At 71.7% G+C, this 15,066-nt stretch carries 15 protein-coding genes and 1 pseudogene; 7 read left to right on the top strand and 9 right to left on the bottom strand.

Going from position 1 to position 15,066, the window contains the following annotated elements; translation table 11 throughout:
* Positions 1 to 27 precede the first annotated feature (27 nt).
* Both ACZ6S8_RS22955 and ACZ6S8_RS22950 read left to right on the top strand, forming a co-directional pair.
* The gene (locus tag ACZ6S8_RS22955; RefSeq protein WP_469458512.1) at positions 28 to 762 is read left to right on the top strand and encodes an SDR family oxidoreductase; all 735 of its coding nucleotides are present in this window, start codon (positions 28 to 30) and stop codon (positions 760 to 762) included.
* The gene (locus ACZ6S8_RS22950) at positions 759 to 1,229 is read left to right on the top strand and encodes a nuclear transport factor 2 family protein (RefSeq protein WP_469458510.1); all 471 of its coding nucleotides are present in this window, start codon (positions 759 to 761) and stop codon (positions 1,227 to 1,229) included. Before ACZ6S8_RS22955 ends, ACZ6S8_RS22950 begins: the two co-directional genes overlap by 4 nt.
* Positions 1,230 to 1,299: 70 nt before the next feature.
* On the opposite strand, the gene ACZ6S8_RS22945 is transcribed toward ACZ6S8_RS22950, so the two are convergent.
* The gene (locus ACZ6S8_RS22945) at positions 1,300 to 1,731 is read right to left on the bottom strand and encodes a response regulator (RefSeq protein ID WP_469458509.1); all 432 of its coding nucleotides are present in this window, start codon (positions 1,729 to 1,731) and stop codon (positions 1,300 to 1,302) included.
* 275 nt (positions 1,732 to 2,006) lie between these two features.
* Here ACZ6S8_RS22945 and ACZ6S8_RS22940 point away from each other — a divergent pair.
* A pseudogene (locus tag ACZ6S8_RS22940) lies at positions 2,007 to 3,610 on the top strand (sensor histidine kinase).
* 219 nt (positions 3,611 to 3,829) lie between these two features.
* Positions 3,830 to 4,075: a hypothetical protein gene (locus ACZ6S8_RS22935; protein ID WP_469458507.1), complete on the top strand. Its 246-nt coding sequence runs from the start codon at positions 3,830 to 3,832 to the stop codon at positions 4,073 to 4,075.
* A gap of 216 nt (positions 4,076 to 4,291) precedes the next feature.
* Here ACZ6S8_RS22935 and ACZ6S8_RS22930 read toward each other — a convergent pair whose 3' ends face one another.
* Positions 4,292 to 4,582 carry a hypothetical protein gene (locus ACZ6S8_RS22930; RefSeq protein WP_469458505.1) on the bottom strand — a complete coding sequence of 97 codons (291 nt, stop codon included), beginning with the start codon at positions 4,580 to 4,582 and terminating at the stop codon, positions 4,292 to 4,294.
* Positions 4,583 to 4,933: 351 nt separating this feature from the next.
* Positions 4,934 to 6,268, bottom strand: a complete 1,335-nt coding sequence (gene lysA, locus ACZ6S8_RS22925) for a diaminopimelate decarboxylase (protein ID WP_469458503.1) — start codon at positions 6,266 to 6,268, stop codon at positions 4,934 to 4,936.
* A 336-nt stretch (positions 6,269 to 6,604) separates the two neighbouring features.
* Between lysA and ACZ6S8_RS22920 the strand changes: the two genes are divergently transcribed.
* Positions 6,605 to 7,117 carry a universal stress protein gene (locus tag ACZ6S8_RS22920; protein ID WP_469458501.1) on the top strand — a complete coding sequence of 171 codons (513 nt, stop codon included), beginning with the start codon at positions 6,605 to 6,607 and terminating at the stop codon, positions 7,115 to 7,117.
* 134 nt (positions 7,118 to 7,251) lie between these two features.
* Positions 7,252 to 7,944: an RlpA-like double-psi beta-barrel domain-containing protein gene (locus tag ACZ6S8_RS22915; protein ID WP_469458499.1), complete on the top strand. Its 693-nt coding sequence runs from the start codon at positions 7,252 to 7,254 to the stop codon at positions 7,942 to 7,944.
* Between the two features lie 158 nt (positions 7,945 to 8,102).
* Here ACZ6S8_RS22915 and ACZ6S8_RS22910 read toward each other — a convergent pair whose 3' ends face one another.
* On the bottom strand, positions 8,103 to 9,269 hold the full coding sequence (locus ACZ6S8_RS22910) for an agmatine deiminase family protein (RefSeq protein WP_469458498.1): 1,167 nt from the start codon (positions 9,267 to 9,269) through the stop codon (positions 8,103 to 8,105).
* Between the two features lie 406 nt (positions 9,270 to 9,675).
* On the opposite strand from ACZ6S8_RS22910, the gene ACZ6S8_RS22905 reads away from it, so the two are divergent.
* Positions 9,676 to 10,248 carry a dihydrofolate reductase family protein gene (locus ACZ6S8_RS22905; protein ID WP_469458496.1) on the top strand — a complete coding sequence of 191 codons (573 nt, stop codon included), beginning with the start codon at positions 9,676 to 9,678 and terminating at the stop codon, positions 10,246 to 10,248.
* An 82-nt stretch (positions 10,249 to 10,330) separates the two neighbouring features.
* Here ACZ6S8_RS22905 and ACZ6S8_RS22900 read toward each other — a convergent pair whose 3' ends face one another.
* The 5 genes from ACZ6S8_RS22900 to ACZ6S8_RS22880 form a co-directional block, all read right to left on the bottom strand.
* Entirely contained in the window at positions 10,331 to 10,684 is a 354-nt protein-coding gene (locus ACZ6S8_RS22900) for a VOC family protein (protein ID WP_469458494.1), read from the bottom strand.
* Between the two features lie 162 nt (positions 10,685 to 10,846).
* Positions 10,847 to 11,494, bottom strand: a complete 648-nt coding sequence (locus ACZ6S8_RS22895) for a fasciclin domain-containing protein (RefSeq protein WP_469458492.1) — start codon at positions 11,492 to 11,494, stop codon at positions 10,847 to 10,849.
* Between the two features lie 266 nt (positions 11,495 to 11,760).
* The gene (locus ACZ6S8_RS22890) at positions 11,761 to 12,024 is read right to left on the bottom strand and encodes a hypothetical protein (RefSeq protein WP_469458491.1); all 264 of its coding nucleotides are present in this window, start codon (positions 12,022 to 12,024) and stop codon (positions 11,761 to 11,763) included.
* 120 nt (positions 12,025 to 12,144) lie between these two features.
* Positions 12,145 to 14,334 carry a catalase/peroxidase HPI gene (gene katG, locus ACZ6S8_RS22885; protein ID WP_469458489.1) on the bottom strand — a complete coding sequence of 730 codons (2,190 nt, stop codon included), beginning with the start codon at positions 14,332 to 14,334 and terminating at the stop codon, positions 12,145 to 12,147.
* A gap of 238 nt (positions 14,335 to 14,572) precedes the next feature.
* Positions 14,573 to 15,034, bottom strand: a complete 462-nt coding sequence (locus ACZ6S8_RS22880; RefSeq protein ID WP_469458487.1) for a molybdopterin-dependent oxidoreductase — start codon at positions 15,032 to 15,034, stop codon at positions 14,573 to 14,575.
* Positions 15,035 to 15,066 lie beyond the last annotated feature (32 nt).

The following is a 15,066-nucleotide window of genomic DNA, read 5'->3' as shown; positions in this document are numbered from 1 at the left end:
CCGTCGCGAACGAGGAGTGGGACAGACATGAGGAACGAAGCCAAGGTCGTGGCCGTGACCGGAGCCAGCAGCGGGATCGGGGAGGCGACGGCACGGCGGCTCGTCGCCGACGGCCACCGGCTGTTCCTGGGCGCGCGGCGCACCGACCGGCTCGACGCGCTGCGCCGGGAGATCGAGGAGGCGGGTGGCACCGCGGCCTTCCGGCGGCTGGACGTCACCGACGCCGCCGACGTACGGGCCTTCGTGGCCGCGGCCCGGGAGCGGTACGGACGGGTGGACGTGATGGTCAACAACGCGGGGGTGATGCCGCTCTCCCCGCTGGACGCGCTGAAGGTCGACGAGTGGGACCGGATGATCGACGTGAACGTGCGGGGCGTGCTGCACGGGATCGCCGCCGCCCTGCCCGTGATGCGCGCCCAGGGCGGCGGGCAGTTCGTGAACGTCGCCTCGGTCGGTGCGTACGAGGTGTCGCCCACCGCGGCCGTCTACTGCGCCACCAAGTTCGCGGTCCGCGCTCTGTCCGAGGGGTTGCGCCAGGAGTCGGACGGCTCCGTCCGGGTCACCCTGGTCTCGCCGGGCGTGACCGAGTCCGAGCTGGCCGACGGGATCTCCGACCCCGCCGCGCGGGAGGCGATGAAGGCGTACCGCGCCGTGGCGCTCCCGGCGTCCGCCATCGCCGAGGCCATCGCCTACGCCGTCGCCCAGCCGGCCGGGGTCGACGTCAACGAGATCGTCGTACGTCCTGCCGCGAGCGCCCGGTGAGCGCCGGGACGTACGGGGAACTGGCCGGCCGGCTGCGGGTCCTGGAAGACCGGGAAGCGCTGCGGCGGCTCATGATCCGCGGCTGGCGGGCACTGGACCGCAAGGACTGGGCCGCGTGGATCGAGTGCTGGGCCGAGGACGCGGTGCTGGAGTTCGGCCCGTGGGGAGAGATCCGCGGGCGGGAGGCGGTGCGGACGAGGGTGGAGGAGGCGGAGGCGCACTTCCCGAGCATGCAGCACCACATCCTGAACATGGACTTCCACGTGGAGGGGGACCGGGCGACGGGCGTCGGCTACATGTGGTTCGTCGCCGTCACGGGGAGCGGCCGGAGCTCTTCCCCCTACTCCACGGGCGGTCCGTACGACTGGGAGTTCCGCCGGGCTCCCGGGGGCGGCTGGCTGCTGGCCCGCCAGCGCCTCGGCGTCTGGTGGACCGCCGGGGAGGACACCCCGGAGGGGCTCGGCTAGGGAGGCCCGGGCCGCTCCCGCTCCCGCCTGCGCCCCCGTCCGCGCGTCCCGTGGCGGGAGCGGGGACCGGTCAGGTGCGGGGCGGGTGCGCGGCGGTGTCGAGGTAGAAGGCGTCGATGCTCTGCACGGCCTGCTCGAACTCCTCGAGGTTGACGGGCTTGGCCACGTAGGCGTTGGCGTGGCTGCTGTAGGCACCCGCCACGTCGTCGGGCGCGGTGGACGTGGTGAGGACGACCACGGGGATCGTCTGGAGGGCCTCGTCGGTCTTGAGGACCTTCAGGAGGTCCCGGCCGTTCATGCGGGGCATGTTCAGGTCCAGGACGATCAGGTCGGGGCGCGCGTTCTCCGGGTTGCGGAGGTGTTCGAGGGCGGCGACTCCGTCGGTGACCTGGATCAGGTTGCGGGCGCCGCGCTCGGAGAGGGCTTCCTCGATGAGCATGGCGTCGGCCATGTCGTCCTCGACGAGGAGCACGTCGAAGGGACGGGCGGGGGTGGTCATCATCGGATGCTCCATGGGTACTTCGTCGGATGGGTGGAACGGCACCGGCCGGCGGCGCCGTGCGCTCCGGGCCCGCCGGAGCCGGTCCGGCACGTGCGGCAGGGTACGGGGCCCGCGCCGGGTCTCCTCGGGGGCGGTCCGCGGAGCGAGGCTCTTGCCGGGCACACCCCGCACCATAGGCCCAGATCCGACCCCTCGACAACTGCTGTTGTCGAACACCCTCTACAGTGACTGCGGCCCTTCCGGTACGGGCTGCGATCACAGCGGAGGCATACGGCATGAGCGGGAGCACGCGACCCCGGCGGCGACGGTTTTCCACCTGGACGACCCGGCGGTGGCTGCGCGTCGGAGTGGCGGCCTCGCTGACGGTCCTCACCCTGCTCGGCGTGGCCGGAGCGTGGGTGCTGGGGCGGACGGGGTCGATCAGCGACAACCTCGTCAACACCAAGTCCCCTGCCCTCAGCACGTCGTTCCGGCTGGAATCGGCGCTCCTGAACCAGGAGACCGGGATCCGGGGCTACGGCCTCACCGGCAGCACGGAGTTCCTCCTGCCCTACGAGCAGGGCCTGGCCGAGCAGCGGACCCACACCGCCCGGCTCACCGAGCTGCTGCACGGCGATGCCCCCGCCCTCGGCGATCTGGCGGACGTCCGGGAGGCGATCTCGAAGTGGCAGGAGGCGATAGCCCGCCCGATCGCCTCCTCGCCCGCCGGAGCGCCCTCGCCCCTGGTCACCGAGCGCGCCGCGGAGGGCAAGGTGGCCTTCGACGCGCTCCGCGTCGCCCTGGCCGGCCAGCAGGAACGGCTGCGCGCCGACCGGGTCCGGGCGGTGGAGGACCTCTCGGACACGATGGTCCTGCGGAACTGGGTGTTCACCGCGATCGCGCTGGTCATCGCCGCCCTCACCGTGCTGGTCTTCGAAGGACTGCGCCGCGGCATCAACCGCCCCCTGGAACAGCTCGGGGCGGACGCCCGCACCATCGCCGGCGGAACTTCGAGCACCCCATCACCTCCACCGGCCCCGCCGACCTGCGCCGCCTCAGCGCCGAGATCGACTTCATGCGGCGCCGCCTCGTGCGCGAGCTGGCCTTCGCCGAGGAGGCCCGCCTGCGGCTGGACGCGCAGGCCGCCGACCTCCAGCGGTCCAACTCCGAGCTGGAGCAGTTCGCGTACGTCGCCTCCCACGACCTGCAGGAGCCGCTGCGCAAGGTCTCCAGCTTCACCCAGCTCCTCCAGCGCCGGTACGGGGGACAGCTCGACGCCAAGGCCGACCAGTACATCGACTACGCGGTCGACGGCGCGAACCGCATGCAGACCCTCATCAACGACCTCCTCGACTTCTCCCGGGTGGGCCGCGTCCACCACGAACTCCAGAGCATCGAGCTCGAAGCGGTGCTCAAGCGGACGGTGTCCTCCCTGAGCGTGGCCGTCGAGGAGGCCGGAGCGGAGATCACGCACGACCCCCTGCCGTCCCTGGTCGCCGATTCCACCCAGATGGGCATGCTCTGGCAGAACCTCATCGGCAACGCGGTCAAGTTCCACCGTCCCGGCCGGGCCCCGAAGATCCACGTCTCCGCCGCGCGGGAGGGCGGCCTGTGGCGGTTCGCGGTCACCGACAACGGGATCGGCATCGCGCCGGAGTACGCGGAGAAGGTGTTCGTGATCTTCCAGCGCCTCCACACCAAGGACGCGTACCAGGGCAGCGGCATCGGGCTGGCCATGTGCAAGAAGATCGTCGAGTTCCACGGCGGCGCCATCGCCGTCGACCCCGCCCACCGCGACGGCGCCCGCATCACCTTCACCCTCGCCGACGAGCCCCCCAGGACCGCGGGACCCTCGGCCGTGCCGGAAGCCGTCCGGGGCGAGGCGGAGCCGTCTGCGTGACGCGGGCCGGCCGTGTTCGAAATCGCCGGTCGCCGTGGCCGCGCCGGGGGGTGTGCAACACCCGTACAGCCGCAGGTCAGGTGCCGTCGGCCTGACGTACGCCATACGGGTGCGTGGCGGGCGTCGCACCGGTTGTTCGATACGGCAGCATGCTAGACACCTCATGGGATAAGCAGCACAAACAGGAGGTATGTAGTGATGCGTGCACAACTTCTCCGCATGGCGGCTGTCGCCGGCACCGTTGCGATCGTGGCTCTGGGCGGGGCGTCGGCGGCGACCGCCGACGGCGTCGGCAACCACGGCATCGGGAACTCGGGCGTGGGCAACGCGGGCATCGCCAACTGGGGCATCGGCAACGCCGGCGTGCTCAACGGAGGCGTCGGCAACGCGGGCATCGCCAACACTGGCCTCGGCAGCGCCGGCATCGGGAACTCCGGCATCGGCAGCTCCGGGATCGGCAACTAGGCAGGTCCCGGCGACCGTCTGATCGTCGGTCGACGACGCGTGGTGGCCGTCCGGCATAGGCCGGACGGCCACCACGTTCACGTGCGGTTTGGACGGCGTCAGCTCGCACCGCCGCGATGGTCCCGGTGGCCCGCTGGAAGGCGGGGGGGGCGGGCGTACAGGAACAGCGGTGCGGCGTTCAACATCGCGGTCGCGGCCACGAAGGGGAGTCCGGGATCAGGTGCGGAGCAGTGAGGCGTGGATGCGGTCGACGGCCCGCAGCACCTCGTCGCGGTTCTTGGCCTTCTGCATCCATGCGGGCAGGCGGGCCACCACGGTCATCTTTCGGCCGTGGTCGTGCCAGGGAATCCCCTCGCGCAGTGAAGCCCGGACGAATCGTCCGATCAGATCCAGGTGTTCCAGGTTGTAGGCCCACACCCACCCGTGCCGGGCCTCGGTCTGCAGCCACAGACGGACGCCGAAGTACGGGTCCGTGGCGGGCTCGTACGGGTCCCGGTGCAAAGCCACACGTCCACGGTTCCAGTCCTTCGCCATGCCGCAGTTCCGACAGACGAGACGCCTCGGCGCGAAGGGGCCCTGGCCCTGGTCGTGCAGTCCGGCCACGCGTGGTGCCGTCCCGACGTGCGCGACCCCTGCACAGCCGGGGCAGCGCACGAGGACGGTCTCGAGGACGTCGTATGTGGTGGTGCGTGGGTCCCGGAACCGACGGTGTGGGGAGGGCGGACTCATCGGACCAGTATGCAAGCCGGGTACCGAGCGCTCCCCCGGGTGATCTCTCACACGGGGCCGTCCGTCCTGTCCGGTCCGGCGCGGTCCGGCGCGGGTCGGCGCGGCGCGGCGTGGTCCGGGCGGGGCGTTCTACAGGCCGATGTCGCGGCTGCGGAAGTCGTCCAGGGTCTCGCGGCGGAGCAGGACGCGGGCCGTGCCCTCGTGGACGGCGATGACCGGGGGGCGGCCGACCATGTTGTACCCGGACGCCATGGACAGCTGGTACGCCCCCGCCACCGGTACGGCGAGCAGGTCGCCCGGGTGGACGTCCCCCGGCAGTTCCACGTCGGTGGCGAGGACGTCACCCGCCTCGCAGTGCCGCCCGACGACCGTCGTGCGGCAGGGGGCGACCGCGGAGCGGCGGCCGATCAGCCGGGGGGCGTACCGGACCCCGTACAGGGCGGGACGGGGGTTGTCGCTCATCCCGCCGTCCACGGCCACGAACACCTTGCCGCCGGTGCGCTTGACGGCGAGCACCCGGTACAGCGCCACACCCGCCGGGCCGGACACCGCCCGCCCCGGCTCGACGGCGAGCCGCGGCACGTCCAGCCCGGCGGCGGCGCAGCTCCCGGTCAGCTCGGCGCGGAGCTGCCGGGCGAGCGCGCCGAGGTCGAGGGCCGCCTCGCCGGGCAGGTAGGCCACGCCGTGACCGCCGCCCATGTCCAGCTCGGGCAGGACCACTCCGTGGTCGTCGCGCACACGGGCCATCAGCTCCACCATGCGGCGCAGCGCCACGAGGTACGGCTCCACCGTCGTGATCTGGGAACCGATGTGGCAGTGCAGGCCGGTGAGTTCGAGCTGCGGCTGGTCCAGGATCCTGGCGACGGCGTGCTGCGCCGAGCCGTCGGTGGGGGACAGACCGAACTTCTGGTCGTCCGTGCCGGTGCGGATCTTGTCGTGGCCGCCGGCCGAGACACCCGGGACGACGCGCACCATCACCTTCTGGTGCCCGTGCGCGCCGACGGCGGCCGCGATCCGCGCGATCTCGGACGCACCGTCGATCACGATCCGTCCCACCCCGAGCCGCAGCGCGGTCGCGATGTCCCGGGGTGACTTGGCGTTGCCGTGCAGCACGATCCGCTCGGGCGGGAACCCGGCGGTCACGGCGAGTTCCAGCTCCCCGGCCGAGCACACGTCCAGGCCCAAGCCCTCCTCCCGGACCCAGCGCACCATCGCGCGGGAGAGGAACGCCTTGGCCGCGTACAGCACTTCGGCCTCGGGGAAGGCATCGCGGTAGGTGCGGCAGCGCGTCCGGACCTCGCCCTCGTCCAGGACGTACGCGGGTGTGTCGAACCGCTCGGCCAGCTCGGCCAGGGACACCCCGCCGACGGCGAGACCGCCGTGCGGGAGCCGGGTCGTGGACGCGGGCCATATCGACAGGTCCTCGGTACGGGGCGGGACCTCGGGGAGGGCGGTGATCGTCATGGTGCGATTCCCTTCAGGCGTGCCGGGCAGCGGTTTCGGTCGTTCGGAGCGCCGGGGCGCCGACCGCTCCGGAAGCCGCCGCCGAAGCTATCCCCGCGAGCGCGCCCCGTGGTCACCCCATGACGGGACGTTGACGCCGGCGCCTCCGTTCCCTACGGATCGCTGACGCGGGGGGCCCGGCGGGCAGCGTCAGGCCGCGTCAGGAGCGCGTCAGGAATCGGCTCCGCCGCGTCAGGAGGGCATCAGCGTCCCGCCGTACGGGCCGCACCGGCCCTTTCATGACGTCGTGGGAACGGTGCGTACGTACGCACGGAACCGGACGAGAGGAACGCGGTCGTGCGCAGAGTCGTGGTCGGCGTGAGCGGTACCCCGGGAAGCCTGTCCGCGCTTCACCGGGCGGCGGCGGAAGCCCGGGTGCGGGAGGCCGAACTGTGGGTGGTCCTGGCCTGGCAGCCTCCCGGCGGCGCACTCGCGAGCCGTGGTTCCTGCACCGTACCGGTGCCGGGGGACTGCCGCGCCGCCGTCGTGGAACGGCTGCGGGAGGTGCTGGACGGAGCCTTCGGCGCCGCCGGACCGGGCGTCACCCTCGCCGGCCTCACCGTACGGGCGACCCCGGGTGCGGCGCTCGTCGACACCGCCCGCGGCTCCGGCGACCTCTTGGTGGTGGGCACCGGCTCCCGCGGCCCGCTGCGCCGCCTCGTCCGCCCGTCGGTGGTGCGCTACTGCCTGGCGCACGCGACCTGCCCGGTGCTGGCCGTCCCGCCGTCGCCCCTCCAGGCGGCCTTCGAGGAGGTGCGCCGCCGCAACGTCTGGCGGATGCCGCTGGACGCGCGCGAGTTGACCCCGTAGACGGGGACGGGGCCCACGAAGCTCTGACTTTGTCCGTTCGTGACAAGAGTGAACTCGGGTGCGGTGGCGGTCGTATGCGGATCGGGGGAACAGTGTCCATCGATCGAGGAGTTGCCATGTCCCGGAAACGGACCATGAGTCGCACGAAGAAGCTCGTTCTCTCCGCCGTGGCGGGAACGCTGGTGGCAGGAGGGGTCGTCGTCACGATGGCGACCGGCAACGCGGCCGTTCCCGACGTGGTGTGCCAGGGGTCGACGGTGACCTTGTCGGGTGAGGGGGGTGCGCCGGCGGCGAGCAGTGGGACGTTCCCGGTGGGTACGAAGCTGAAGGTGACGAACCTGGACAACGGTCAGGCGACGACGGTGACGGTGAACGGGCCGTCGGGGAGCTGTGTGCTGTTGAACAACGCGGCGTTCGACACCGTGCGGGAGCCGGGCAAGAACCTGATCCGCCGGGCCCGCATCGAGCGCGTGGGCGGTGGCGGCGGCGGTGCCGCCCCGTCCGCCCCGTCCGGTACTCCGGGTGCGGCGGCCGGAGCGCCGTCCGGTGCGGCGGGTGTGCGGGTGCCTCCGGCGGCCGGCGAGGTGGTGTGCCAGGGGTCGACGGTGACCTTGTCGGGTGAGGGGGGTGCGCCGGCGGCGAGCAGTGGGACGTTCCCGGTGGGTACGAAGCTGAAGGTGACGAACCTGGACAACGGTCAGGCGACGACGGTGACGGTGAACGGGCCGTCGGGGAGCTGTGTGCTGTTGAACAACGCGGCGTTCGACACCGTGCGGGAGCCGGGCAAGAACCTGATCCGCCGGGCCCGCATCGAGCGCGTGGGCTGAGCCCGCCGCAACCCGCCGCAACCCGCCGCGAGTCGTCGCCGCCACCGCGGGCGTGCGGCGCGCGTTCCCGCCCCCGGTGGGCCGGCCGTGAGGCGGGCTCACCGGGGGCGGCCCCCAAGGGTGTACGGGGCTCCCGCGCGGGTGTTGGGGGGTGGGGGTCAGGGGGCGGGTGTGCCGGGTTGGTCGTGGGTGGAGCAGTGGATGCCGCCTCCGCCGGAGGCGATGGTGTCGATGGGGACGGGGATGATGTCTCGTGTGGGGAAGTGTTCGCGGAGGATGGCGCGGGCTCGGTCGTCGGCGGTGCGGTCGCCGAATTTGGGCATGAAGACGGCGTCGTTGGCGATGTAGAAGTTGGCGTAGGTGGAGACGAAGTCGTCTCCTTGGCCGGTGATTTTGCTGAGGTCGGGTTGGGGGAGGTCGATGACCTGGAAGCGTCGGCCTCGGGCGTCGGTGGTTTGGGTGAGGACGGATTTGGCCTGGTCGGCGGAGCGTGACCAGGAGTCGGGGGGTGTGGTGGGGTGGGCGCGGTCGAGGAGGACGGTGCCGGGGGCGGTGAAGCGTACGAGGCTGTCGACGTGGGCGTCGGTGATGTCTTCGCCGCGGACGCCGGCGAGCCAGATGACCTTTTCGATGCCGAGGGTTTGTTTGAGTTCTTTTTCGATGGTGTCGCGGTTCTTGCCGCGGTTGCGGTTGTCGTTGACGATCGAGCTTTCGGTGATGAGGAGGGTGCCCTCGCCGTCCGGCTCGAACGAACCGCCCTCGGAGACCAGGGGAGCCTGGACGCGGGCTAGCTTGTACTTCTGCAGCAACTGGCCTGCGACGGCAGCGTCGTTGGTGTGCTGCTTCTGCTTGTTGCCCCAGCCGTTGAAGTTGAAGTCGACGCCGACGACCTTGCCGCCCTCCTCCACGAAGACGGGGACGGTGTCGCGCGCCCACAGATCGTCGACGGCCAGCGGTATCACCTCGACCTGGGAGCCACAGGCGCGCTGGGCCGCGTCGATCTGGTCGGGGCGGGCCATCATCACGACGGCCTCGTACTCGCCGATCGCCCGGGCGATGCGCGCGATGTCCTCGCGCACGTAGCGCAGGTCGCCCTTCCAGACCGCGCTCAGCGCGGGCCAGGACATGAACGTACGGGTGTGGCTCTCCCACTCGGCGCCCAAGCGGCGCTTGCCGCCGGCCGCGGCGGGCTTGGCGGGCGCGGAGACCGCGCCGGTCTGGACTCCGAACGCGGAGGTGCCGTAGGCCGAGGCGCCTGCGACGAGGGCGCCGATCCCGGCGAGGCTGCCTAGGACGGTCCTGCGGGTGGGGGGCTGGAAGGGCACAGGGGGCTCCGATCGTGGGCCGGCCGGACGGGTCCCGTCCGGCCGGGGCGGAGCGCGGGAGTGTCACGCGGGCCCGGCACGGCGGCTACCGCGGACATCGCGCACGCTCCGCGCCGCGAACGGCCGCTCGGTACGGAAGTCGAGGCGGCCTCTTGGCGCCACTGTGACACTGACTGGATTTTCAGTCAAACGTCGGAGCGGCGAACTCCTCCGTTCTTCCGCTTCCCGATCGCCACCCGAGCGCCCCCCGACCGACCTGCCGCCGACTGACCGACCGGCGACCGATGAGTTCCTGCGTCATGCGCAGTCGATAGAGCATGGTGGGTGTGCGGCGGCCGAGCGTGCGGTCCGATCGCGCACCGGCCGAAGCTGCCGAGCACCGGACACGAGACACCGAGGAACCCAGATGCGTACCCTGATCAGCACCGCCTTCATCTCCCTCGACGGCGTCGTGGAGGCCCCGGGCGGGGAGCCCGGATACCGGAACTCCGGGTGGACCTTCAAGGACGTGGAGTTCCTGCCCGAGGCGTTCGAGATCAAGGGCCGTGAGCAGGAGGAAGCCGCGGCCATGCTGCTGGGACGGACCAGCTACGAGGCGTTCAGCCCGGTGTGGCCCGACATGGCGGACTTCGCCGACTACAAGGTGATGCCCAAGTACGTCGTCTCCACCACCCTCACCGAGGACGACCTGGTGGCGAACTGGGGAGAGACGACGATCCTGCGTTCGCTCGACGACGTCGCCGCGCTGAAGGAGACCGAGGGCGGCCCGATCATCGTCCACGGAAGCGCGGCCCTGAACCGGGGCCTCTCCGACGCCGGCCTGATCGACCGCTACCACCTGCTCGTGTTTCCGCTCCTGCTCGGCGCGGGCAAGCGGCTGTTCAGCGCCACGGACAAGGACACCCAGAAGCTGAAGCTCGTCGAGCACGAGGCGTACCCCAACGGCCTGCAGAAGAACGTGTTCGAGGTCGTCCGCTGAGGAGCGGTACGGGCACGGTACGCGTGCGCTGCCCAGGGCGGGACGTGCGCGCCGGGCGCCGTCCCGCACCCGGCGCGGCCGGTCAGTCCCGGTGCTGCACGATGTTGAGGACGTTGCCGTCCGGAGCCCGTACGAAGAACCGGCGCACCCCCCAGGGCTCGGTCGTCAGCGGGTGCACGATCTCGAACCCCAGGGCCAGCGCCTCCGCGTACGCGCCGTCCACGTCGGGGGTGTGCACGGAGACGACCGAGTCCTCGGGGGCCGTCTCGTCCCGCGTGACCAGCTGAACGTGCTCGCCGTTGTCGGGGGAGGTGTAGCGCGCCACCCACCCCAGGTTGAACTCCTCGGTGCTCAGCCCCAGGTACCCCGTGTAGAAGGCCTTCGCCGAGTCGATGTCGGCCACGGGCAGGTTGGTGGTGATGCGATGGACACGCACGTCGTGCACCTCTTTCGCTTTGCCGCGGGAACCGGCAGGTCCGATCGGGCAGGGCCGATCCGGCAGGGCCGAACCGAGCCGGCGGTCAACGGTCGCACGCCGCGGGGGGCGTCGCCCCGATGACGTCGCCCCCCGCGGCCGCTCTGCGGTGTCCCGGCCCGGCTACTTCGGCATCAGGACGGTGTCGACGATGTAGACGTGGGCGTTGGCGGTCTTGACGTTGCCGCAGACCACGGCGGAGCTGTCGTTGACCGTGTAGGCCTCGCCGGAACCCGTGGTGGTCACCTTGCCCTTCTGCAGGGTGTCGAAGGAGCCGCTCTCCAGCTGCTTCGGGGTGAGCTTCTCGCCGACCACGTGGTAGGTCAGGATCTTGGTGAGCATGGCCTTGTCGGCGAGGACCTTGTCCAGGTCGGCCTTCGGGATCTTGGCGAACGCGTCGTTCGTCGGGGCGAAGACGGTGATGTCCTTGGCGTTGTTGAGGGTGTCGACCAGGCCGGCCTGCTTGACGGCCGCCACCAGCGTGGACAGGGCCGGGTTGTTGGAGGCCGCGGTGGCGACCGGGTCCTTGGCCATGCCGTCGAAGGAGCCCGCGCCGTCGGCCGGTACGCCGGCGCAGGCCGGACCGAACGGCTTGTCCGCGACCGTCGACGCGTCGCCGGCGGCGTCCTCGGACTGCTCCGGCTTCCCGTTGTCGGCGCTCGCCCCCGTGTCGGCGCTCTTGCCGCTGTCGGAGCAGGCGGCGAGGGCGAAGGGCAGGACGGCCGCGGCGGCGACGGCAACGGCGGTGCGGCGGAAACGAAGGGCGTGCATCGAAGGCTCCATGGGAACGGACGGGACTTCCGGACGGGTCGCGGGCTCCCCGCCCCACGGACGCGCCGGGTGGCGAGGTGCTCACACCCCGCCATTCGGAGCGGCCCGTCCGGCGGATGGGAGCCTCACCCGATCCGGTGACACCCGGCGTTCGCCGTCCAGGAGCCGTTGACCGCGCCCGTCTTCGCCACGGAATCGGCGGCGGAGGGCGCCCGCGCGTTCTGCGAGAAGCGGTTCCCGTCCTGGGCCCGCTGAACCGTCGCGCTTCAGTCCTTGCCCTCGCCCGTTCCCACCACGTACGCCACGAGCGCGCCGGCGAAGACCGCCCAGGCGGCCGCCGAGGGCCCCGCGGTGATCCAGGCGAGGAGCCCGAGCAGCAGCCCGGCGAGGGCCCCGGTGGCCATGGCCCGGGGACTGGTGAGGAACGCCCACTGTCCCCGCCCGCTGCCCGGCCGGCGGATCTCGGCGACGGCCGTCCTGATGACGAGGGCGGCCACCACCAGGGCGATGCAGAGCAGGGTGATCCCCATGGCGCGCCTCCGATCCGGTCGGACGTACTGCACCGCAGTCTGCTCTGCTTCGCCGCGCCGGTCGATGCCGGGGGTCCGGTGCACCGGCCGGCCGGGGGACGGCCGGCCGGCACTCCGGACTCAGGCGAGGTCGAAGCGGTCGAGCCGCATCACCTTGTCCCAGGCGGCGGCGAAGTCGCGCACGAACTTCTCCCCGGCGTCCCTGGAGCCGTAGACCTCCGACAGGGCCCGCAGCTGCGCGTGCGAGCCGAAGACGAGGTCGACGGAGGTCGCGGTCCACTTGGTCTCGCCCGTGACGGCGTCCCGGCCCTCGAAGACGTTCTCGTCCGCGTCCGAGGCCTTCCACTGCGTGCCCATGTCGAGCAGGTTGACGAAGAAGTCGTTCGTCAGCGCCCCCGGCCGGTCGGTGAGGACGCCGTGGCGCGAGCGCCGGAAGCCGCTGTCCAGGGCCCGCATGCCGCCGATCAGCACCGTCATCTCCGGCGCCGTCAGGGTCAGCATGGAGGCACGGTCCAGGAGCAGGGTCTCCGGCGACAGCTTCACGCCGGCCCGCACGTAGTTGCGGAACCCGTCCGCCTCGGGTTCGAGGACGGCGAAGGTCTCCACGTCGGTCTGCTCCTGCGAGGCGTCCGTACGCCCCGGTGCGAACGGCACCGTGATCTCGTGCCCGGCGTCCTTCGCCGCCCGCTCGACCGCCGCGCACCCGCCCAGGACGATCAGGTCCGCGAGCGAGATCTTCGTCCCGCCGGTCTGCTCGCGGTTGAAGTCCTCCCGGATCCGCTCCAGGGTCCGCAGCGACTCGGCCACCTCGGGCAGGTCGTTGACCTCCCAGTCCTTCTGCGGCGCGAGCCGGATGCGGGCCCCGTTGGCCCCGCCGCGCTTGTCGGTGCCGCGGAAGCTCGCCGCCGAGGCCCAGGCGGTGGTGACCAGCTGGGGGACGGACAGTCCCGACGAGAGGATCCGGCCCTTGAGGGCGGCGACGTCCGCGTCCGCGACCAGCTCGTGGTCGACCGCGGGCACCGGGTCCTGCCACAGCTGAGGCTCCGGCACCCACGGGCCGAGGTACCGGGACAGGGGTCCCATGTCGCGGTGCAGCAGCTTGTACCACGCCTTGCCGAACGCCTCCGCGAGCTGATCCGGGTTCTCGTGGAAGCGCTTGGCGATCGGGCCGTAGACCGGATCCACCCGCAGGGCGAGGTCCGTCGTCAGCATCATGGGCGCGTGCCGCTTCGACGGGTCGTGGGCATCGGGCACCGTGTCCCGGGCCGAGGCGTCCGTGGGGGTCCACTGCTTCGCGCCGGCCGGGCTCGTCGTCAGCTCCCACTCGTACCGGAACAGGTTGTCCAGGTATCCGTTGTCCCAGGTCGTCGGCGCCGAGGTCCACGCGCCCTCGAGACCGCTGGTGAGCGCGTCGGCGCCCTTGCCGCTCCCGTACGTGTTCCGCCAGCCGAGGCCCTGCTGCTCGACGGGGCACGCCTCGGGCTCAGGGCCGATGTACTCGGCGCCGACCGCGCCGTGGCACTTGCCGAAGGTGTGGCCGCCGATGATGAGCGCGGCCGTCTCCTCGTCGTTCATCGCCATGCGCCCGAACGTCTCGCGGATGTCCCGGGCGGCGGCGAGCGGATCCGGGTTCCCGTTGGGGCCTTCCGGGTTGACGTAGATCAAGCCCATCTGCACGGCCCCGAAAGGACCGGTGAGCTCCCTGTCGCCGCTGTAGCGGGCGTCTCCGAGCCACGTGTCCTCGGGCCCCCAGAAGATCTCCTCGGGCTCCCAGATGTCCTGCCGTCCGAAAGCGAAGCCGAACGTCTTGAACCCCATCGATTCCATGGCGCAATTGCCGGCGAATACCAGCAGGTCGGCCCAGGAGATCTTCCGGCCGTACTTCTGCTTGACCGGCCACAGCAGACGGCGCGCCTTGTCGAGGCTCGCATTGTCCGGCCAGCTGTTGAGAGGTGCGAAACGCTGTGCGCCGGCTCCGCCACCGCCCCGGCCGTCGGCGATGCGGTACGTGCCCGCGGAATGCCAGCTCATCCGGATGAAGAGCGGCCCGTAGTGGCCGTAATCGGCGGGCCACCATTCCTGCGACGCCGTCATCACCTCGAACACGTCCTGCTTGAGGGCATCGAGGTCCAGCGTCGCGAACTCCTGCGCGTAGTCGAAGTCCGCAGCCATCGGATCGGCCAGAGGCGAGTGCTGGTGGAGCACCTGAAGATCCAGCTGATCCGGCCACCAGTCCCGGTTCGAGCGGGGGCGCGTCGGCTCGGGGGTGGGGGCAGGGATTACCGGGTTCTCGCTGTCGCTTCCGGACACGTCCGTCCTTCTTTCCTGTATCGGTGGTCCCGATGCCGACCGCCCGCCCCCGGCGCCGCCTGAACGGCGCCGACGACCGGGAGCGTGTCGGCGCGTCCGTATGGTCGCGCACCGGAGAGCCCAAGGCCGCGAGAACACGCGGGGCGCCCCCCATCACCGGCAGTCGGAATACGGAACGGACGCCTGAGCCGTCCGTCCTTTCCGTCGCTCCGCGGAATTGCCGCAATGGATGAGACGGTCAGATCATCATGTTCTTTCCCGGTGGCCGTGCGTGGTCCAGCGCGCCGAACCACACCTGCGTGACCGCGCTGACGTAGCGCGCCCCGCACCGGTCCGAAGGCACCACCAGCTGCGCGCCCGCCCCGTCGAGCTCCTCCCCGTCGAGGCGTACGGCCAGCAGGACCGGGCTGTCGGCGAAGTCGGCGTCCAGCTCCGCCCAGGACACGACGGTGTGGTGGCCGTCCCCGCCGCTGATCGCGAGCAGGAAGCGGCTGCGGTCCTTGCGCCGCCGGGCGTCGAAGGCCGGGCCGGCGTCCGCGACCACGTCCCGCAGCAGGGCCCCCTCGAAGACGTGGTGCTGCGGGCCGCCCGTCGCGCAGTCGAAGGTGACCGCGGCCCGGTGCTGCGCCCATCCCCGCAGGTCCGCGACGCTCAGCGTCGCCGGGTGGTCCAGGTCGCCGTGCAGCGTGAGATCAGCCATGGGGAAGTGATGCCCTGGGCCGCACGTCGGAG

This window comes from Streptomyces sp. NPDC048461, from assembly GCF_055587105.1.
The sequence above is the reverse complement of the archived record's forward strand: the minus strand, read 5'-3'. Positions and strand labels throughout refer to the sequence as shown.

Coding starts and splice junctions, on each gene's coding strand:
- ACZ6S8_RS22955 (WP_469458512.1), top strand. CDS start 28: ATGAGGAACGAAGCCAAGGTCGTGGCCGTGACCGGAGCCAGCAGCGGG.
- ACZ6S8_RS22945 (WP_469458509.1), bottom strand. CDS start 1,731: ATGATGACCACCCCCGCCCGTCCCTTCGACGTGCTCCTCGTCGAGGAC.
- ACZ6S8_RS22935 (WP_469458507.1), top strand. CDS start 3,830: ATGGCGGCTGTCGCCGGCACCGTTGCGATCGTGGCTCTGGGCGGGGCG.
- lysA (WP_469458503.1), bottom strand. CDS start 6,268: ATGACGATCACCGCCCTCCCCGAGGTCCCGCCCCGTACCGAGGACCTG.
- ACZ6S8_RS22915 (WP_469458499.1), top strand. CDS start 7,252: ATGAGTCGCACGAAGAAGCTCGTTCTCTCCGCCGTGGCGGGAACGCTG.
- ACZ6S8_RS22905 (WP_469458496.1), top strand. CDS start 9,676: ATGCGTACCCTGATCAGCACCGCCTTCATCTCCCTCGACGGCGTCGTG.
- ACZ6S8_RS22895 (WP_469458492.1), bottom strand. CDS start 11,494: ATGCACGCCCTTCGTTTCCGCCGCACCGCCGTTGCCGTCGCCGCCGCG.
- ACZ6S8_RS22890 (WP_469458491.1), bottom strand. CDS start 12,024: ATGGGGATCACCCTGCTCTGCATCGCCCTGGTGGTGGCCGCCCTCGTC.
- ACZ6S8_RS22880 (WP_469458487.1), bottom strand. CDS start 15,034: ATGGCTGATCTCACGCTGCACGGCGACCTGGACCACCCGGCGACGCTG.